The following is a 20,566-nucleotide window of genomic DNA, read 5'->3' as shown; positions in this document are numbered from 1 at the left end:
GCGGCACCCGCCATGTGGCTGCCCCCGCTCCTGCGCCAGTTGCTGGGCCGCACACCGGCCCGGCCGGCGCGCGCGCGTCCGCAGCGGGCGGTGTTCGAAGAGGTCGAGGCGCGCCTGCTGTATTCGGCAGACTTCGCCCCCGGCATCAGCGAGCTGGCACAGGTCGCAGAAATCCGCCTCGCCGAGCCTGACGAAGATGCAAGCGCCACCACCCAGAGTAGCCAGAGCAGTCAGGCCCTGATCTTCGTTGACGCTTCGATCAAAGACGTCGCCAACCTGCAGGCCGATATCCTGCGTGCTCAGCCGGACGCCGAGATCATCTTCCTGGCGGCCGACCGTGATGGCATCACCCAGATCAGCGAAGCCCTGCAGGGGCGCACTGGCATCTCGGCCATTCACCTGCTGGTGCACGGCGGTGATGGCAGCCTGCAACTGGGCAACACCCTGCTCGACGCCAGCAGCCTTGCCCGCTATAGCGAGGCACTGGCCGGCTGGCAGGGGGCACTGAGTGCCGAGGCCGATCTGCTGATCTACGGCTGCAACTTCACCGCCGGCGAGGCCGGCCTGCAGATGGCCGATGCGCTGGCACGCCTCACCGGCGCCGATGTGGCCAGCAGCGATGACCTCACCGGCAGCAGCGCGGCCGGGGGTGACTGGGTGCTGGAGCAGCATACCGGCAGGATCGAAACCGCCAGTTTGCTCGGCACCGGCGCAGAGCTGGCCTGGAGCGGCACGCTCAACATCGTCACCGGCACCACCAGCACCGCCACCACCGACACCATCGGCGCCACCAGCCTGACTTTCTCGCACACCGTGGATGCGGGCTCGAACAGCCTGCTGATCGTCGAATACAGCACTCGCGGCACGACCTCGCCGGCTTCCATCACCTGGAACGGAATGGCCCTCACCCGCCTCGACACAGTATCCAATGGCGATGTAGTCACCACCGAGATCTGGTATCTCAAGAATCCGGGCGCCGGCACCGCCAATATCGTGGTCACCATGCCCGGCCCGGCCAAGGAGTTCTCAGTCGGCGCCACCACCTTCCTCAACGTCGACCAGAGCAGCACATTTGGCACGGTAGCCAAGGCCACCGGCATCGGTAGCACTGCGAGCGTGAACGTCAGCTCGGCCAGTGGTGACCTTGTGATCGACAGTCTGGCCACCCGCCAGCAGACCGGCAGCCCCACCCTGGGCGCTGGTCAGAGCCAGCTGTGGACCAACTCGCCCGGTATCGGCAGCGCGGAGCCGCGTGGCGCCGGCAGTACCGAGGCCGGAGCGGCCTCGGTGAGCATGAGCTGGACCCTCACCGATTCCTGGGAGTGGGCCAGCCTGGGAGTGTCACTGAATGCGGCTCCGAACACCACGCCTACGCTCAACGCACCCGCCAGCTATGTCGCCACCGAGCAGATCAGCCTCGACCTTCAGGGCACCGGAATTACCGTGGCCGATGTGGATGGTGATGTGCTCACGGTAACGATCTCCACCCCGAGCAATAACTCGCAGTTCACTGCAGCCGTTGGCAGCACCGGCGTCAGCGTCGTCTCCGGCAACGGCAGCAAGAGCCTGGTCGTCTCCGGCACCGCCAGCCAGCTCAACAACTTCTTTGCCGGCAACGGCTCGGCCACCCTGAGCTTCCGTCAGGCCGGCGACACCCCCACCGCTTCGCTCACCATGACGCTCAGCGTCAGCGATGGTGTGGCCAGCAGCAATACCAGCTCGACGATCACGATCACCGCGGTCAACGACGCGCCAGTACTGGTTACACCAACATCGATCAGCGTGACCGAAGACCTGGCCACGGCCCTGACCGGTATCACGGTGGCGGACAACGATGCCGCCAGTAATCCGCTGATCCTCACGTTCACGGTAGGCAGCGGCAGCCTCTCCGCCACCTCGGGCAGCGGCGTCACGGTGGGGGGCAGCTCTACAGCCCTGACACTTACCGGCACGATCAGCAGCCTGAACAGCTTCATCGCAGCAGGCAGCCTCAGCTACACCACCGCCACCAATAGCACCAGTTCGATCACACTGGGGGTCAGCGTCAGCGACCAGGGCTACTCGGGCAGCGGCGGCACCCAGACGGCCTCTGCCAACATCACCCTCACCGTCAGCGCGGTGAATGACGCGCCGGTCATCACCAGCAACTCGGGTGGCAGCACCGCCAGCCTCAGCGTGGCGGAGAACACCTCGGCCGTCACCACCCTCAGCGCCACCGATGTGGATTCGGCCAGCCTCAGCTATGCCATCACGGGCGGCGCCGATGCGGCGCGCTTCACGATCAACAGCAGCACCGGCGCGCTGGTGTTCGCCAGTGCTCCCAATTACGAAGCCCCGAACGATTCGGACGCCAACAACAGCTATGTCGTGATCGTGCAGGTCTCGGATGGCAGCGGTGGCACCGACACCCAGACCCTCACTGTCACCGTCACCAATACCAACGAAGCACCGGTCATCACCAGCAATGGCGGTGGCGCCACGGCGACGATCAACGTCACTGAAAACGCCACGGCCGTCACCACTGCCACCGCTAGCGACCAGGATGCCGGCGCGACCCGGACCTGGTCCATCACCGGCGGGGCCGATGCCGGCAAATTCACGATCAACAGCAGTACCGGGGTACTGACTTTCTCTGTGGCGCCAAACTACGAAGCGCCCACAGATGCCGATGCCAACAACAGTTACATCGTCAGCGTGCAGGTATCGGACGGCTCCCTGACCGACAGCCAGAGCATCACCGTCACCGTCACCAACGCCAATGAAGCGCCAGTCATCGGCAGCAATGGCGGCGGTGCCACGGCGGCCGTCAGCGTCAGCGAAAACACCACCGCCGTCACCACCGCCACGGCCAGCGATGCGGATGCCGGCGCCACCCAGACCTGGTCGATCGCAGGGGGTGCCGACGCCGCAAAATTCACGATCAACAGCAGCACCGGGGTACTGACTTTCATCGCTGCCCCCGACTACGAAACCCCCACCGACAGCGGCGCCAACAACGTCTATGACGTGGTCGTGCAGGTTTCTGACGGCAGTCTCACCGACACCCAGGCCATTGCCGTCACCGTCACCAACAGCAATGAAGCGCCCGTCATCAGCAGCAATGGTGGCGGCGCAACGGCCAGCACCAGCGTGGCGGAGAACAGCAGCGCCGTCACCACCGTCAGCGCGACCGACAGCGATGCCGCCAGCACGCTCAGCTACTCGATTTCCGGCGGTGCCGATGCCGCAAAATTCACGATCAACAGCAGCACCGGGCTACTGACTTTCATCGTCGCTCCCGACTACGAAAACCCTAGCGATAGCGGCGCCAACAACGTCTATGACGTGATCGTACAGGTCTCTGACGGTAGCCTGACCGACACCCAGGCCATCGCCGTCACGATCACTGCCGTGAATGACGGCACCCCCACCCTCACCAGTAATGGCGGTGGCACCAGCGCCTCGATCAGCGTCGCCGAAAATACCAGCGCCGTCACCACGCTCACCGCCACTGATTCCGACCTGCCGGCCCAGACGCTCACCTACAGCATCACCGGCGGCGCGGATGCGGCCTTCTTCACGATCAACAGCAGCACCGGCGCACTCAGCTTCAGCACAGCCCGCAACTACGAATCCGCAGCGGATGCCAACGGCAATAATGTGTATCTGGTCGTCGTGCAGGTGTCAGATGGCACAAACACCGATTCGCAGAGCTTGTCGGTCAGCATTACCGATGTCGATGAATTTGATGTCGGCGCGATCAGCGACAGCAACGCGTCGGCCAACAGCGTGCCCGAAGGGGCCAATGGCGCCACTGTGGGCATCACCGCATACGCTACAGACGCCGATGGCAGCGGCAACACGGTCACCTACTCTCTCTCAAGCAATCCAGGCAATCTGTTCGCCATCGACGCCAGCAGCGGCGTAGTGACCGTTGCCGCGGGTGCGAACCTCAATTACGAGGCTGCCACCAGCCACAGCATCACCGTACGGGCTACTTCGGCCGATGGCTCCAGCAGCAGTCAGAGCTTCACCATCAGCGTCAGTGACGTCGATGAATTCGATGTCGGCAGCGTCAGCGACGACAATGGCGGCGCCAACACGGTCACTGAAAATGCCGCCAACGGCACCGCCGTCGGCATCACGGCCAGCGCCACGGATGCGGACGGCAGCAACAGCAGCATCAGCTACAGCCTCAGTGACTCGGCCGGCGGACGCTTCGCGATCAACAGCAGCAGCGGTGTAGTCAGCGTCGCCGATGGCAGCCAGCTCAACTATGAGGCCACCACCAGTCACAGCATCATCGTGCGGGCCACCTCGGCCGATGGCTCTTACTCCGAGCAAGGTTTCACGATCAGCCTCAGCGATGCGGATGAATTCGATGTCGGAGCCCTGACTGACAGCAATCCGGCCAGCAACGAAATCAGCGAATTCACCAGCAACGGCACCACGGTCGGCATCACAGCCCAGGCCAGTGATGCCGACGCCACTGCCAACAGCATCAGCTACAGCCTGATCGACTCAGCCGGCAGTCGCTTCACCATCGATGCCACTACCGGCGTCGTCACGGTTGCCGATGCCTCCCGACTGGACTTCGAAACCGACAGCAGTCACACCATCATCGTGCGTGCCAGCTCAGCCGATGGATCCCACACCGACCAGAGCTTCGTCATCACCCTGCTGAACGCCCAGGAAGGCGGCGTGGGGGCCATCAGCGACGGCGACGCGAGTGTCGAGAATGTCATCGAAAACGCCGGCAGTGGCACGTTGGTGGGCATCACGGCCCAGGCCAGCGACCCAGACGGCGATCCGATTACCTACAGCCTGTCCAGTGATGCAGCGGGGCGCTTCAGCATCGACACCTCAAGCGGCGTGGTCAGTGTTTCTGCCTTCGGAGGCACGCCGGGCGAGCTCGATCGCGAGCAGGCAGCCAGCTACACGATCATCGTCAAGGCCAGCAGCAGCGACGGCTCCTTCACCGAGCGCAATTTCACGATTACGCTGGGCGACGTGGATGAATCCGATGTTGGTGCCATCAGCGACAGCAATGCCAGTGCCGACAGCATCACCGAGAATGCCGCCAACGGCAGCCGGGTCGGCATCACGGCCCTGGCCTCCGATGCCGATGCCACCACAAACAGCATCAGCTACTCGCTCTCAAGCAACCCCGGCAACATCTTCAGCATCGATGCGGACACAGGCGTCATCAGCGTGGCGGATGGCAGCCAGCTCGATTACGAGACAGCCACCAGCCACGCCATCACGGTGCTGGCCACCTCAGCCGACGGCTCCACCCGCAGCCAGGTGTTCACCATCGCCGTAGTGAATCTCAACGACAACACCCCGGTCATCACCAGCAATGGCGCTGGCGCACTGGCCGCCATCAACCTGGCCGAGAACAGCAGCGCCGTGACCACCGTCACCGCCAGTGATGGGGATGCCGGCAGCACGCTCAGCTACAGCATCACCGGAGGCGCGGATGCGGCACTATTCAGTATCGACAGCAGCAGCGGCGCCCTGACTTTCCTCGCCGCCCCCGACCGCGAGCTGGCTGGCGATGCCAATGGCGATCATGTCTATCTGGTCGATATCCAGGTCAGCGATGGCGCCCGCACCGACAGCCAGAACCTGGCGATCATCATCACCGACGTAGATGAATACGATGTCGGCGCCATCACGGACAGCAACGCCGGCAGCAACACGATTTCAGAAGGCGTCGCCAATGGCTCAAGCGTTGGCATCACGGCCCTGGCCAGCGACGCAGATGCCACCAGCAACACCATCACCTACAGCCTGAGCAACTCCGCCGGTGGCATTTTCAGCATCGATAGTGGTGGCGTGGTAAGAGTCGCAGATCACAACCAGATCAATTACGAGAGCAACACTTCGCACGCCATCATCGTGCGTGCCACTTCGGCAGACGGATCCTTCTCCGAGCAGGGCTTCACGATCAACATCAGCGATATCAACGAGTTCGATATCAGCGCGCTCACAGACGGCAATGGCGCCGCCAACGTGGTGGCCGAGAACGCTGCCAATGGCAGCCTGGTGGGCATCACCGCCCAGGCCAGCGATGCCGACGGCAGCAACAACAGCATCAGCTACGCCCTCACGGACAACGCTGACGGGCGCTTTGCGATTGACGCCAGCACTGGCGTGATCAGTGTGCTGGACGGCAGCCGCCTCGATTACGAAAGCGCCACCAGTTATGCCATCACCGTACGCGCGAATTCCAGCGATGGCTCGAGCAGCAGCACGAGTTTCACGATCACGCTGACGGACGCCGACGAGTTCGATGTCAGCGCACCGGTCGACTTCAACCTGGCCAGCAATCTGGTAACGGAAAATGCGGCCAACGGCAGCCTGGTCGGCATCACCGCCCGCGCCCTCGATCAGGACGCCAGCAACAACAGCATCAGCTACTCGCTCAGCGATGATGCCGGGGGCCTCTTCACGATTGATGCCAGCACGGGTGTCGTGACCGTCGCCAACGGAGCGGGACTGGATTTCGAAACCACCAGCAGCCACAACATCACGGTCCAGGCCAGTTCTGCGGATGGCTCAAGCAGCAGCGCCAGCTTCACCATCCACCTGGCCGATGCCAACGAGTTCAGCATCAGCGCGGTAACGGACAGCAACGGAGCGCAGAACCAGATCACGGAAGACGCCGCCAACGGCACAGTCGTCGGCATCACGGCCAACGCCTCGGACGCGGATGCCAGCAGCAACACCATCAACTACAGCCTCAGCGATGATGCCGGCGGACGCTTCGCCATTGATGCCACGACGGGGCTTGTCAGCGTGGCCGACAGCGCTCTGCTCGATTACGAATCGGCCACCAGCCACACCATCACCGTGCTCGCCACTTCGGCCGATGGCTCCACCAGCAGTCAGAGTTTCACGATTGCGCTCACGGACATCGATGAATTCAATGTCGGAGCCATCTCCGACAGCAATGCCGCGGCCAACAGCATCACCGAGCATGCCGCCAACGGCAGCGCCATCGGCATCACGGCCCATGCCAGCGACGCAGACGGCAGCAACAACAGCATCAGCTACGCGCTCACCAGCGACGCCGGTGGCCTCTTCAGCATCGACGCCAGCACCGGCGTGGTGAGCGTGGCCAACTCGGCCGGGCTGGACTTCGAGCTCGCCAGCAGCCACAGCATCACCGTACTCGCCACCAGCAGCGACGGCTCCACCAGCAGCCAGAGCTTCATCATCACGCTCACCGACAGCAACGACAACGCGCCCACCATCACCAGCGATGGCGGCGGCACCACGGCGGCACTCGCCACAGCGGAGAACAACACAGCTGTCACCACGATCGTCGCCACTGACTCCGATGCAAGCAGCAGCATCAGCTACAGCATCATCGGTGGCGCGGATGCTGCCCGGTTCTCGATCGACGCCAGCACCGGCGTGCTGCGCTTTGTCGCTGCACCAGATGCCGAAGCCCCGGCCGATGCAGACCACAACAATGTCTATGAAGTGATCGTGCAGGCCTCGGACGGACTCAACACCGACAGCCAGAGCCTGTCAGTCAGCGTCGCTGACATCGATGAATTTAATGTTGGCAGCATCACGGATACCGATCCGGCCTCCAACAGCATCAGCGAAAATGCCGCAGCCAACAGTACGGTCGGTATCAGCACCTTTGCCAGCGATGCGGATGCGAGCAACAACGGCGTCAGCTATACGCTGCTCGACAACGCCGGAGGGCGCTTCTCGATCACCAGTGACGGCGGAGTAATCCGGGTTGCCAACCCGGCCCTGATCGACTTTGAAACGGCCAGCAGCCATACCGTTACCGTACGCGCCACAAGCGCAGATGGCTCCACCAGCACCCAGAACTTTGTGATCACCCTCCTGGATGTCGACGAGTTCGATGTCACTCAGCCCAATGACAGCGACACCAGTGCCAACAGCATCAGCGAAGCAGCCAGCAATGGCAGCGTGGTTGGCGTCACCGCGCATGCCAGCGATGCCGATGGCAGCAACAATGCCATCACCTATTCGCTGACCAGCGACGCCGGCGGGCTCTTCACCATCGATGCGAGCACCGGCGTAGTGACCCTCGCCAACGCCAGCCTGCTCGATTACGAGAGCGCCAGCAGCCACTTCGTCAGCGTGCTCGCCAGCAGCGCGGATGGCTCCAGCAGCACCCGCGCCTTCGTGATCACGGTGGCCGATGCCGACGAGTTCGATGTCAGCCCGCTCACGGACACGGACGCCAGCGCCAACAGCCTCACCGAGAATGCGGCCAATGGCACAGCCGTCGGCATCACCGCCTCGGCTTCGGATGCCGACGGCAGCAACAACGCCATCACCTACACCTTGAGCAATGATGCCGGCGGGCGCTTTGCCATCGATGCCGCGAGCGGCGTCGTGACGGTGGCCAACAGCAGCCTGATCGACTTCGAGTCCGCCAGCAGCCACAGCATCACCGTGCTCGCCACCTCGGCCGATGGTTCAAGCAGCAGCCAGAGTTACACGATCAACCTCGCGGACAGTGACGAGTTCGACCTCGGCGCCGTCACGGACAGCAACGCCGCCGCCAATCTGGTGAGCGAAAACGCGGCCAGCGGCAGCACGGTCGGGCTCAGTGCCTCCGCCACGGACGCTGATGCCAGCCACAACAGCGTCAGCTACAGCCTCAGCGATGACGCCGGCGGGCGCTTTGCCATCGATGCCACAAGCGGCGTCATCAGCGTCGCCAACGCCGCCCTGCTCGACTTCGAGGCCGCCAGCCGTCACACCATCACCGTACTCGCAACTTCAGCCGATGGCTCGAGCAGCAGCCAGAGTTTCACGATCCAGCTTGCAGACGTGGATGAATTCGACATCGGCCCGCTCAGCGACAGCAATGCCACCACCAACAGCGTGAGTGAAAATGCCGGCGCCGGCACCTTCGTGGGGATCACCGCCAACGCGGTGGACGCCGACGCCAGCGACAGCATCCGCTACAGCCTCAGCGACGACGCCGGCGGACGCTTTGCCATCGATGCCACGAGCGGCGTCGTCAGCGTCGCCAACGCCGCCCTGCTCGACTTCGAAGCCGTCAGCAGCCACAGCATCACGGTGCTCGCCCGGAGCAGCGATGGCTCGGCCAGCAGTCAGGCCTTCACCATCAGCCTGGTGAATATCAATGAAGCCCCCGGCATCACGGCGCCGGCATCCGCCAGCGGACTCGCCGGCAGCAGCCTGCCGCTGGCGGGGGTCAGCCTCAGCGATCCGGAAGGCAACATCAGCGAAGTCTCACTGAGCGTTGACCAGGGCAGCCTCAGTGTCAGCCTCAGCGGCAGCGCCCGCATCGCGGCAGGCGCCAACGGCAGCGCCCAACTCACGCTCAGCGGCAGCCAGAGCGATCTCAACACCACCCTGGCCAGCCTGCGCTATCAGGCCAGCAGCAGCTTCACCGGGCAGGCCAGCCTGAGCCTCAGTACCACCGACGCGGGCGGCCTCAGCAGCAACACCAGCCTGCAATTGCAACTGGTGAGCATCGTCACCGACCCGGCACCGCAAGCACCGGTCACAGATCCGGACCCGCCCCAGGTCATCGCGCCCGAGCCGGTTGTACCAGATGAAGCGGCGCCCCCTCCGGAACCGATCCCGGTATCGAGCGGCGGCGCTGCACTGAGCGATGGCGGCAGTGCCGTCATTGAAATCACGCCAGACGATGAGCAGGCCTATCAACTCCTGAACCCGCTTGCCGCCAACAACATTGAAGAGCCCGCCAACTTCGCCCTGCTTGGCGAAGAAGAAGCGCTGGCTCTGCTGCGCCGTATCAGCCAGGGTGAAACCGGCGGACATAACCCATTGGTCAGCGAGACGCTGGTGGTGGCGGTCACGCCGCCGGACGCTGACCACCTTGATCAATTGCTGCGCCTGTCACCCAGCCAGGCCGGCCAGGCTGCAGCCGCAGCGCTGACCGCCGGCGTGGTGTGGTGGGCCGGTCGGGCCGCGGGCCTGATCACGGCCCTGATGGCCTCGGTGCCGGCCTGGCGCACGGTCGACCCCTTACCCATCCTCGGGCGCAACAGAAAGCGTGCAGTTGAAGAGGAAGAGGCTGAAACCACCACCCTGGGACTCGAACCCGAGCCGCTGCAGCCAAGGCGCGGAGAGCCCCTCCTGATGATGGACATCACAGATTGAAACTCACCCTTGGCCCTACCGCGCGGATCAGCCTCGGCCTGCTCTCGCTGGCCGTCACCCTGCTGCTGGCGCTCGATCTGCTGCTCGGCGTATTTCCCGACCCGGCCCGCCAGGCGGCCCAGGCCCGACGCCAGTTCGCTGAGAACATCGCGATCCAGGTTGCCTCGCTGCTGATGCACGATGAGCGCGAGCGGATCAGCCAGATCCTGCCCGAACTCCTGCGCCGCGATCCGGCCCTGCAGAGCATCGGCGTACGTACGGCAGACAGCCGTCTGCTCGTCGCCACGCCCCAGCACGAACTGCTATGGGTGCAGGGCGATGCGCAGGAAACCGGACGCAGCCGCTTTGCCGTATCGATCGGCTCCGCCAGCCGGGGTGAAGACGCTCACTGGGGTCAGGTCGAGGTGGCTTTCACTCCCCTCGACAAAGGCCTCTTCGCCTTCTTTACCCCAGCCATCAAGCTGATCCTCCTGTTCTCGCTCGCCGGCAGCGTGATCTATTACTTCTACCTGCGCCGCACCCTGATTCACCTCGACCCCTCTGCCGCCGTGCCCGAACGCGTGCAGATGGCCTTCGATGCCATGAGCGAAGCCGTGGTGGTGCTGGACGCCAAACAACGCATCGTGATGGCTAACAGCAGCTTCGAAAAACTCCTGCCAGACGACACCACACTCGTTACCGGCCGCTGCCTGGAGAGTTTTCCCTGGCTGCGCATGGGCCTTGAGCACATTGATGCCATCCCGCCCTGGGAAGACTGTTTCCGCAGCAAGACACGCTCCGAAACCGCCATCTTTGAGGCCACCGACGGTGATGGCAAGGTGCATCGCCTGGTCGTGAATGCCTCGCCGGTGCTCGACGCCAAGAACGCGGTGCGCGGCTGCATGGTCTCCTTCAACGATGTGACCGAGCTTGACGAAGCCAACCGCCAGCTCGTGGCACTGATGGCCGACCTCTCCGAATCCAAGGAGCAGCTCGAAGTACAGAACCGCGAGCTGTACCGCCTCGCCAACGTCGACCCGATGACCGGCGCACGCAACCGCCGCTCCTTCTTCCCCGAGTTCGAGCGCCTGTTCGCCGAAGCCCGCGAACGCGATCTGCCGCTGGCCTTCATCATGGCGGACATCGACAAGTTCAAGTCGGTCAATGACAACTACGGCCACGCCATCGGCGACAAGGTGATCCAGAAATTCGCCAGCATCCTGCTCGCCTCGGCGCGCGACACGGATATCGTCTGCCGCTACGGCGGTGAGGAGTTCTGTGTCGCCCTGCCCGGGGCCGACGCCGAGCAAGCCTGGCAGGTTGCCGAGCGCATCCGCGAGCGGGTCAAGGCCGAGGTCGGCTCATCATTGCCACTGGATCCGCAACCGGTGATCACCTCCAGCTTCGGCGTGGCGTCCATCATTTCGGGTGCCGAAAGCGCCGAACAGCTCGCCGACTTCGCCGACCAGGCGCTCTACCACTCCAAGCACAACGGCCGTAACCGCTGCACGACCTATACGGTAGGCATGGCGCAGGACAAGAAGGGCTGAGGAGACATCACGTCCACGCTGCACGGCTTGGACGCTCCCGCTACAAGTCCGCAGGCAAAAGCGGCTGAGTGGGCCTTGCTCAGTCCGGCCGCTCCCTGAGCGTTCTGGCCAGCACCAGATTCGTCACCCGGGCCGCGCCGGCCTGCTTGAGGCTGCGAGCCACTTCGTCCAGCGTAGCGCCGCTGGTCATTACGTCATCCACCACCAGCACATGCAGCCCGCTCAGATCCGCCACGCAGCGGAAGGCACCGCGCACGCAGCGGCGCCGCTCGCGCTGCCGCAAGCCGGCCAGCTGGCGCGTATCCACATCCCGCAACAGGACCTGTGCCCGCACTGGCAGCCCCAGTTCGCGGCCAAGCCCGCGCGCCAGTTCCATGGCCTGATTGAAGCCACGCTCGGCCAGGCGCCGGCGATGCAAGGGCATCGGCAGCAGGCAATCCGCCGCTACGCCCCGGCCTGCGCCGGCCAGCGCCTGCACCATCCAGCCCGTGAGGCCAAAGCCTTGGCCATGCTTGAGCGCCAGCACCATTTCACGCAGCGGATGGCTGTAGATGAAGGGCGCATGGGTGGCATCAAAATGCGGCGGACGGCGCTGGCAGCGCCCGCACAGCACGCCCGCGACAGGCATCGGCAAGGCGCAGCAGGGGCAGCCCGGAGCCGGCAAAGCGCGCACCTGCGCCGCACAGGCCGGGCACAGCGGCTGCCGCCCCGCCCGCTCCCCGCACACGAAGCAGGTCTGCGGCCACAAGCCGCGCAAGACACTTGATCCGTACCTTGCCGCATGGATGATGCGGTTTGACAAGCCTGCGACTTCTCCCGGATCATCGCCGGCTGTTTTCACGAAGGTCAGCCCCATGAATTCCTGTTCCCCCGCCGAGCACAAGATCTCCTTTCATCGTTCCGCCGAAGTCCGCGAAGGAGAATGGAGCACGGATGCGGTGGCCGAACTGTTCGAGCTGCCCTTTGCCGACCTGATCTTCCGCGCTCAGGAAGTGCATCGTAAGCACTTCGATGCCAACGCCGTGCAGCGCTCGACCCTTCTGTCCATCAAGACCGGCGGCTGCTCGGAAGACTGCAGCTACTGCTCGCAATCGAAGCGCTACAAGACCGGTCTCGAAGCCGAGCCGCTGATGAGTCTCGAGGAAGTACTGAAAATGGCCCAGGCCGCCAAGGACAAGGGCGCCAGCCGCTTCTGCATGGGCGCCGCCTGGCGCAGCCCGAAGGAAAAGGATCTGGAGCCGGTGCTGGAGATGGTCAGCGAGGTGAAGAAGCTGGGCCTCGAAACCTGTGTGACCCTCGGCATGCTCAAGGATGGCCAGGCCGAACGCCTGAAAGCGGCTGGGCTGGATTACTACAACCATAATCTGGACACGGCCCGCGAGTTCTACTCCGAGATCGTCACCACCCACACCATCGATGACCGCCTGGACACCATCGACAAGGTGCGCAGCCAGGGCATCAAGGTCTGTGCCGGTGGCATCGTCGGCCTCGGTGAAAACCGCCGCGCCCGCGCCGTGCTGATCGCCCAGCTCGCCAACCTGAATCCGGCGCCAGAATCGGTGCCAATCAATGGCCTAGTGCCAATTGCTGGCACGCCGCTGGCCGAAGTGCCGGCGCTGGACCCGATCGAATTCGTGCGCACCATCGCGGTCGCCCGCATCACCATGCCGACAAGCTATGTGCGCCTCTCGGCCGGCCGCCAGCAGATGAGCGACGAAACCCAGGCCCTGTGTTACCTCGCCGGCGCCAATTCGATCTTCTCGGGTGACCGCCTGCTCACGACGGACAACCCGGACGCGGATCGCGACGCAGGTTTGTTTGCCAGACTAGGCATTCAGGCTGTCTGACAAGCACAAGCAAAGCCTGACGTACACTGCGGATAACCTCAGCTTGGGGAATGCTTCACGCAGCCCCTAGAATGTCGCGATCACGACAATAACGACAATGAAACGCTTCCGGCCGCGCGCTGGAAGCCCGCCATTGCACGCCATCAGCGAGAAAACTGCAGCAGGCCCCGTTTTTGCTGTACTCCGCCTACCTTCCAGTCACCCGTGTCCATCATGCTCAAGTCAAAGCTGTCACGCCTTCTCTCGCCACTGGCCCTGTTGCTGGCCTCGCCTGCTGCTTTCGCGGCTGGCGGCCCGGCCATTGCCGGCATCCCACTGGAGTTCTTCATTTTCGCCGCCACCCTGCTCGGCGTGGCCCTCTTCCACCACTACACATTGCAAGTCGCGCTCAGCGGGCTGGCGACCGTTACCGTCTACAAGCTGGTGTTCACCGGCTTCAAGTTCGGCGCCGGCTTCGCAGGGCTGGGCCTACATCTGGCGCATGAATGGGTCACCCTGGCCAATCTGCTGTGCCTCTTGATGGGCTTCGCCCTGCTCGCCCGCCACTTCGAGAAGAGCCATGTGCCGGTGGTGCTACCCAAATACCTGCCGGACGACTGGAAGGGCGGCTTCGTGATGCTGGTAATGGTCTTCGTACTCTCCAGCTTCCTCGACAACATCGCGGCTGCATTGATCGGCGGTGCGATGGCTCACCAGCTGTTCAAGGGCAAAGTGCACATCGGCTACCTAGCCGCCATCGTAGCCGCCTCGAATGCCGGTGGCTCGGGCAGCGTGGTCGGCGATACCACCACCACCATGATGTGGATCGACGGCATCTCGCCGGCCGACGTGCTGCATGCTTACGTGGCCGCCGGTGTCGCCCTGCTGATCATTGGCTACTTCGGTGCCAAGCAGCAGCACGCCTACTCGCCGATCCTCAAGAATGCTCACGCCCATACCAAGATCGATTGGGCTCGCGTTGGCATCGTTGCCACCATCCTGTTGCTGGCAATGGGCACCAACATCATCGTGAACCTTCACTATGCCGACATCTCGGACAGCTTCCCCTTCATCGGCGTCGCCGTGTGGGTGGCCATCCTGATTACCATCCCGGTGCGCCGCCACGACTGGGAGTTGATGCCGGAAACCTTCAAGGGCTCGGTCTTCCTGCTCTCACTGGTCGTGATTGCGTCAATGATGCCGGTCGAAGCCCTGCCGCCGGCCTCCTGGATGAGCGCCCTGGGCCTGGGTTTCGTCTCCTCGGTGTTCGACAACATCCCGCTCACCGCACTGGCGATCCGCCAGGGTGGCTTCGACTGGGGCGTACTGGCCTACTGCGTGGGCTTCGGCGGCTCCATGCTGTGGTTCGGCTCCTCCGCGGGCGTAGCGCTCTCCAACATGTACCCGGAAGCGCGCTCGGCCGGCAAGTGGCTGCGCCACGGCTGGCATGTAGTGCTGGCCTATGTGGTTGGTTTCGCCGTGATGATGGCCGTGGTCGGCTGGCATCCGCATGCGCCGCACAAGGAAGTTGCACCGGCTAGCACCGCAGCCGCTGAGCACTGAGTCGGCTCGCGTATTAAACTCAAGGCGGGCAGCGCAGGCTGCCCGCCTTTTTCATTTTTCGCCATGCCCACATCCACTGATTTCGCCCTCGATCAAGCCCTGTTGCGCCGCCGCTTTGCAGCCTCGGCGCCGCAGGCTGCACAAGGCGATTTTCTCGCCCGCGAAGTCAGCAGCCGCATGGCTGAGCGCCTCGATTACATCCGCCTCACGCCAAGCCGCATCCTCGATCTGGGCTGCGGCCATGGTGCGGATCTGCCCATGCTGGCCCAGCGCTATCCCGAGGCCTCCTGCATCGGACTGGACTTCGCCCTGCCCCGGCTCGATCTGGCCCGCCCGCAACGCGGCCTGTTGCAGCGCCTCTTCGGCAAAAGCACCGGCCCGCAACTCATCTGCGCCGATGCCCAGCACCTCCCGCTGGCGCGTGCCAGCACCCAACTGGTGTGGAGCAATCTGCTGCTGAGCTGGTTGAGCGATCCGCTGCCAGCCATCAAGGAATGTCACCGCGTGCTGGAAGTGGGCGGCCTGCTGATGTTTGCCACACTGGGGCCGGACACGCTGCGCGAATTGCGCGGCGCGCTCGATAGCGACAAAGGGGAGCGCGTCCATCGCTTCATCGACATGCACGACCTGGGCGATTGCCTGGTGCAGGCGGGCTTTGCCGACCCGGTGATGGACATGCAGCGCCTCACGCTCACCTACCCGGATGCCGACGCGATCTTCCGTGACCTGCGCGCGGCGGGCGCCACCAATGCCGCCACCAACCGCCCGCGTGGCCTCGCCGGCAAGGCAGGCTGGCAAGCCGCCCGTGCCGCGCTGGAGCAAACTCGGCAGGATGGTCGCCTTCCCCTCACCCTGGAGCTGGTTTTCGGCCATGCCTGGAAAGCAGCCCCCAAGCAGATCGAAGATGGCCGCGCAGTGATCCAGTTCCATCGCTGAGAACTACACACTTCAGGGGAATGGCTGCGCAGGAAAGCGCCCAAGTGCCGCTCCGGCACAGGCGGCAGAAACCGATGAGTCAGTCCTGATGACGGGTTCCTTCCTCCTCCTCGCAACCCTCCCCTACACATACCGCATTGCGCCCTCCGTCCTTGGCCGCGTAGAGCGCCCGGTCCGCGCGCAGCAGCACCGACTCCATTTCCTCCTGTGAGCCGCGGAACACCGCCACGCCAATGCTCGACGAGCACACATGCTCACCCGGCTGGGCACCGTGCAGGTGGTAAGGAGTTGCCAGCGCCTGACGCAGCTTCTCGGCTACGGCGATCACCACGCTCAGCGCCTCTTCGCGGGTCTCGCCCACGTCTTCGAGCAACACTACGAACTCGTCCCCGCCAAAGCGGGCCACCGTGTCGCCCTCACGCACATTGGTAGAAATGCGATCAGCCACCAGTTCCAGCAGGCGATCCCCTTCGGCATGGCCCAGAGAGTCATTCACTTCCTTGAAGCGATCCAGATCGATGTAGAGCACGGCACCGAAGAGCTTGCTGCGTCCGCTCTTGGCAAAGGCATGGCCGAGGCGGTCGGTGAACAGGCGGCGATTGGCCAGCCCGGTGAGCGGGTCGTAGAAGGCCAGGTTACGGATCTCGCTCTGGTGCTGCACCTGGCGCGTAATGTCGAAGGAACTGCCGACGTAATGCGTGGTACGCCCTTCCTCGTCGCGCACGGCAGTGATGGTGAGCCACACCGGATAGACGCGACCATCCTTGTGGCGATTCCAGATCTCGCCCTGCCAGAAGCCGGAGTTGTTGATGCAGCGCCACATCTCGGCATAGAACTCGGCATCGTGACGACCAGAGTGGAGCAAGCGCGGGGTCTTGCCGAGCACCTCCTCGGAACTGAAGCCGGTGAGGTCGCAGAAAGCCTGATTCACCTTGATGATGACGCCAGCCGCATTGGTCACCAGCATGCTCTCGTGCGACTCGAAAGCTACCGCTGCCACGCGCTGAGCCTGCTCATGGCGCTTGCGCTCACTGATGTTGCGCGTCACGCAGCGCAGCAGCAGGGCTCCCCCCTCCGGGTCCACCATGCAACAACTGCTCAGTTCCACCGGCACCGCCTCACCCAGCGCGCACAGGTGCTCCAGTTCATCCAGCCAGGCATGCCCAGCCTCCACCTCGCCGCGGCGATAGCACTCCACGCGCTCGCGCCAGCGCGCCTGCAGCCATTCCGCACGCCGCGCCCCGAACAGCATGGCTAACCCGCCAAACAGCGCATCCTCAGCGCTGAAGCCGCACAGCGCCCGCAGCGAGGGGCTGCAATAAGTGATTCGCATATCGACCGGATCCACGCACCACACCACATCCTGCATGCTCTCGGTGAGCGTGCGGTAGCGCTGCTCGGATTGCGTCAGGCGCAGTTCGGCGTTGCGCCGCGCGGTGATGTCCACGATCACCCCGACCAGGCCGATAGTGCCGCCCTGCCGATCGAGCAGGCGTCGCGCCGAAAGCATGCCCCAGAAACTTGTGCCGTCGGCACGGCAGTAGCGCCGTTCGATATTGAGCTCGCGCATCTCACTGCTCACCAGCTCCGCAATCCGCTGGCGCACCCGCTCACGGTCTTCTGGCGGCACCAGATTCTCGTACGGCATGCCCGGCATGCCTTCGCGTACCCGGCCAAACATCTCGGCCATGCGCTGGTTCACCCGCCGCACCACGCCGAAGGTATCCACCTGCAGCATGCCCACGCCCGAGGTGTCGAACACGCTCTGCAGTTCGGCCTGACTCTGGCTCAGCTGTTGCTGAACCTCGGCACTTTCCTGCAAGGCTTCGACGGTACGCACATGGCTGGTGAGGATCAGCCCCACCAGGCTGGCCAGCAGTGCACTGGCCAGCGTGCCGAGGAGCAGCATGCCGCGCCCGTGCAAGCCCTTGCCGCCCTCTTCGAAGCCAGGCAGTGAGTGCGCCCGCAAACTCCAGCTTCGCCCCGCCACCTGCAGCGTGAGCGTGCTGACATAGTGCTCGCTGCTCGCCCCAGCCCAGCGCTCAGAGCGGTACAAGAGCTGCTCCGGATCCGCCGTAGCGCTGTCGTAGAGTTCGAGGGCCAGTTGTGTCTGCAGCTCCGGCAACTCGCGCGCCAAGAGGCGCCCCACTAGATCTTTCATACGCAGCGGCGCAAAGGCCCAGCCCTGCAGGCTCTCACGCCGCTGCGCCACATCCAGCCCACCTTCGCCTTCACGGTAAACCGGCACATAGAGCAGCACGCCGGCCTGCACATCCTCATCGGTTTCCTGCTCCAGATGGACGCGCCCGGAGAGCGCGACCTGTCCGCTATCACGGGCACGTGCCATGGCCTCCCGACGCACCGGATTGGTAAACATGTCAAAACCAAAAGCACGCTGATTGCGCCAGTCAAAAGGCTCCAGAAACAGGATGCTGGTGTAGAAGCTGCGCGCAGCTGCCGGGCGTACGCCGTAATTCGGAAACCCCTCGGCACGCACCCGGGCCTCGTGTCGGGCCAGTTGCTCCGGTGCAAGCAATTGCGCAAAACCAACCCCCTGGATGCCGGGATAGCGATCCCCCAGACGCAGTACTGCCACGTAGTGCCGGAAGCCGGTGCGATCCACCTCGCGGCTGGCTGCAAAATAGCCTGCCACGCCCCGCAGCACCTGAGTTGAAGCAGCAAAGTGCGCATCCAGCTGGCGCACGAACTTGCTCAGCAGGAAATCAAACGCAGCCTGGCGCTGGGCCGCCTGCTGCTGCTGCTGGGCCTGCCACAGCCCGACACTGGCCAGCACCCCGCAGCCAAAAATGACCGCCGGCACCAGGGCCCGCCAGCGCAGCAGCGCGGGCATGGCGGGTACGGGCAGATGCAGCAAGGTTCTCATGACAGCCAGCATGGAAGACGGATGAATCCAGCTTCCAGCCTAGGCAGACGCTATGCATACAACCGCACACAAACCCGACAGGGCAATACAATCAGGACTCACTTTCGCAAGGCTCGCGCATGACTCCCGTCTGGCTGTTCGATCTCGACAACACCCTGCACAACGCCGGCGTGCACATCTTTCCGCACATCAACCGGGCCATGACGACCTACCTTGCCCGTCGCCTCGACCTCAGCCACGAAGAGGCCAGTGCCCTGCGCATGCATTACTGGAGCCGCTTCGGCGCCACCCTGCGCGGCATGGTGCGCAACCACGCCGAGCGCCCGGCCGATTTCCTCGCCGCCACCCATCAGTTTCCGGATCTGGGCGCCATGCTGGTCTTCGACCGCGCCCTGCTGGCCAGCCTGCGCCGCTTGCCCGGGCGCAAGTACATTTTCTCGAACGCGCCACGCAGCTATGTCGACGAGGTGCTGCGCCTGACTGGCCTGGATCATGTGATGGATGGCAGCTTCGCCGTGGAAGACCTGGGCTACCAGCCCAAACCGCAGATCCGCGCCTATCGCGCCGTACTGCGCCGGCTCAAGGTGCCGGCCTCGCGCTGCATCATGGTGGAAGACACGGCCATGAACCTGCGCCCGGCACATTGCCTGGGCATGCGCACGGTGTGGATCACGCCACATGCCGCGCCGCGCCCGCTATGGGTGGACCTGCAGCTACGCAACGCCCGCCAGCTGCGCCGCGGCTTGCGGCGCATCCAAACCAGCGCGGGTGGAAAATCGTAGCGAGCGATGCAAGATCGACATGAGGAGCGGAAACGTATGTGGATACGTTGAGCACCGGAGTGTCGAGCTTGCGTCGCGCAGTAGACTTGCCCCCGCGCTCAGTCCAGCGACTCGACCCGGATCCAGTACTCACTGCTCGTTTCACTGCGCCCACGCTCATAACTCGTCAGCCCATGACCGGATGTTTCGCTCTGCTGGTTGATGCCGCCGAGCGGGATCCACTGCCCGAGTTTGCCGCTGACCGTGGTCGTCAGCCCGCTGCCGGACACTCTCCCGCCCCCCGAGATGCGCTGGCTCTGCGGTGCGATCGACACCGTCACATTGTCACCTGCCAGGCGCGGCCGCGCAGCGAAGCCGCTGCCAGCACTCACGTACTGGGTGGTGCGCGTCACCGTCGTGCCACCCGGCCCCTGCACCACCTGCGTGACCGGCTGCGGCACGGACTGGCCGAGCTGAATGAAGGCCTCGCCGTCTTCCACGGTCTGCACCTGGGAGACAATGTTCTCGCGCCGATCCCGGCTGCCCACCTCTGCGCCGGCGCGCACGGCGCCACCTACTTCACCGTTGCGGATCACCACCCGGCCATCGGCCCCCACATAAGTCTCCTCACGGCTCTGGCTGCCGCCCTGGCGCACTGAAATCAGCAAGCGCCGCACCGGCGTATCGATGGCTTCCAGCGCTCGCCGCAATTGGGCCAGATTGGCAGGCGTGGTGCGCACAATGAGTTTGCCGCTCATGGCCGACAGGCTGCCACCAGGCTCCAGCAAGGGCTGCAGGGTTGGCAGCACCTGCTCGGGCAGGCGATGGCGCAGCGCAATGATCTCCATCTGCTGCTGGGCCGCCAGCGGCAGGGCGAACGCACAACACAGCAGTGCAAGAATCAGACGCAGCATGGCAAAGCTCCGGATAAAG

The 20,566-nt window shown here is 64.2% G+C and carries 9 protein-coding genes; 6 read left to right on the top strand and 3 right to left on the bottom strand.

Annotated elements, in window-relative coordinates; all coding sequences use genetic code 11:
* Positions 1-12 precede the first annotated feature (12 nt).
* Both HJ583_RS05630 and HJ583_RS05625 read left to right on the top strand, forming a co-directional pair.
* Positions 13-10,134 carry a cadherin domain-containing protein gene (locus tag HJ583_RS05630; protein ID WP_170020987.1) on the top strand — a complete coding sequence of 3,374 codons (10,122 nt, stop codon included), beginning with the start codon at positions 13-15 and terminating at the stop codon, positions 10,132-10,134.
* Positions 10,131-11,663, top strand: coding sequence for a sensor domain-containing diguanylate cyclase (locus tag HJ583_RS05625; protein WP_170020986.1), 1,533 nt, complete (start codon positions 10,131-10,133; stop codon positions 11,661-11,663). Before HJ583_RS05630 ends, HJ583_RS05625 begins: the two co-directional genes overlap by 4 nt.
* Positions 11,664-11,742: 79 nt before the next feature.
* Here HJ583_RS05625 and HJ583_RS05620 read toward each other — a convergent pair whose 3' ends face one another.
* A complete protein-coding gene (locus tag HJ583_RS05620) occupies positions 11,743-12,420 on the bottom strand; it encodes a ComF family protein (RefSeq protein ID WP_235943702.1) in 678 nt (225 codons plus the stop codon).
* Between the two features lie 97 nt (positions 12,421-12,517).
* Between HJ583_RS05620 and bioB the strand changes: the two genes are divergently transcribed.
* The 3 genes from bioB (at position 12,518) to HJ583_RS05605 (ending at position 15,988) form a co-directional block, all read left to right on the top strand.
* Complete coding sequence (gene bioB, locus HJ583_RS05615; protein ID WP_170020984.1) at positions 12,518-13,510, top strand: biotin synthase BioB; 993 nt, start codon at positions 12,518-12,520, stop codon at positions 13,508-13,510.
* Positions 13,511-13,723: 213 nt separating this feature from the next.
* Entirely contained in the window at positions 13,724-15,052 is a 1,329-nt protein-coding gene (locus HJ583_RS05610) for a citrate transporter (RefSeq protein WP_217423264.1), read from the top strand.
* A gap of 63 nt (positions 15,053-15,115) precedes the next feature.
* Positions 15,116-15,988, top strand: coding sequence for a methyltransferase domain-containing protein (locus HJ583_RS05605; RefSeq protein ID WP_170020983.1), 873 nt, complete (start codon positions 15,116-15,118; stop codon positions 15,986-15,988).
* A 79-nt stretch (positions 15,989-16,067) separates the two neighbouring features.
* On the opposite strand, the gene HJ583_RS05600 is transcribed toward HJ583_RS05605, so the two are convergent.
* Entirely contained in the window at positions 16,068-18,872 is a 2,805-nt protein-coding gene (locus tag HJ583_RS05600; protein ID WP_170020982.1) for a sensor domain-containing diguanylate cyclase, read from the bottom strand.
* Between the two features lie 119 nt (positions 18,873-18,991).
* On the opposite strand from HJ583_RS05600, the gene HJ583_RS05595 reads away from it, so the two are divergent.
* The gene (locus tag HJ583_RS05595) at positions 18,992-19,654 is read left to right on the top strand and encodes a pyrimidine 5'-nucleotidase (RefSeq protein ID WP_170020981.1); all 663 of its coding nucleotides are present in this window, start codon (positions 18,992-18,994) and stop codon (positions 19,652-19,654) included.
* Between the two features lie 98 nt (positions 19,655-19,752).
* Here HJ583_RS05595 and HJ583_RS05590 read toward each other — a convergent pair whose 3' ends face one another.
* On the bottom strand, positions 19,753-20,547 hold the full coding sequence (locus tag HJ583_RS05590; RefSeq protein WP_170020980.1) for a secretin N-terminal domain-containing protein: 795 nt from the start codon (positions 20,545-20,547) through the stop codon (positions 19,753-19,755).
* Between the last annotated feature and the right edge of the window lie 19 nt (positions 20,548-20,566).

This window comes from Uliginosibacterium aquaticum (assembly GCF_012972705.2).
In the GTDB taxonomy this organism is placed as follows: domain Bacteria; phylum Pseudomonadota; class Gammaproteobacteria; order Burkholderiales; family Rhodocyclaceae; genus Uliginosibacterium; species Uliginosibacterium aquaticum.
Note: the sequence above shows the minus strand (reverse complement) of the source record. Positions and strands in the feature narration are given on the sequence as shown.

Bases quoted from the DNA above. Each gene is read 5' to 3' on its own strand.
- HJ583_RS05590 (WP_170020980.1), bottom strand. From the start codon at position 20,547: ATGCTGCGTCTGATTCTTGCACTGCTGTGTTGTGCGTTCGCCCTGCCG.
- HJ583_RS05630 (WP_170020987.1), top strand. From the start codon at position 13: ATGTGGCTGCCCCCGCTCCTGCGCCAGTTGCTGGGCCGCACACCGGCC.
- HJ583_RS05595 (WP_170020981.1), top strand. From the start codon at position 18,992: ATGACTCCCGTCTGGCTGTTCGATCTCGACAACACCCTGCACAACGCC.
- bioB (WP_170020984.1), top strand. From the start codon at position 12,518: ATGAATTCCTGTTCCCCCGCCGAGCACAAGATCTCCTTTCATCGTTCC.
- HJ583_RS05605 (WP_170020983.1), top strand. From the start codon at position 15,116: ATGCCCACATCCACTGATTTCGCCCTCGATCAAGCCCTGTTGCGCCGC.
- HJ583_RS05600 (WP_170020982.1), bottom strand. From the start codon at position 18,872: ATGAGAACCTTGCTGCATCTGCCCGTACCCGCCATGCCCGCGCTGCTG.
- HJ583_RS05610 (WP_217423264.1), top strand. From the start codon at position 13,724: ATGCTCAAGTCAAAGCTGTCACGCCTTCTCTCGCCACTGGCCCTGTTG.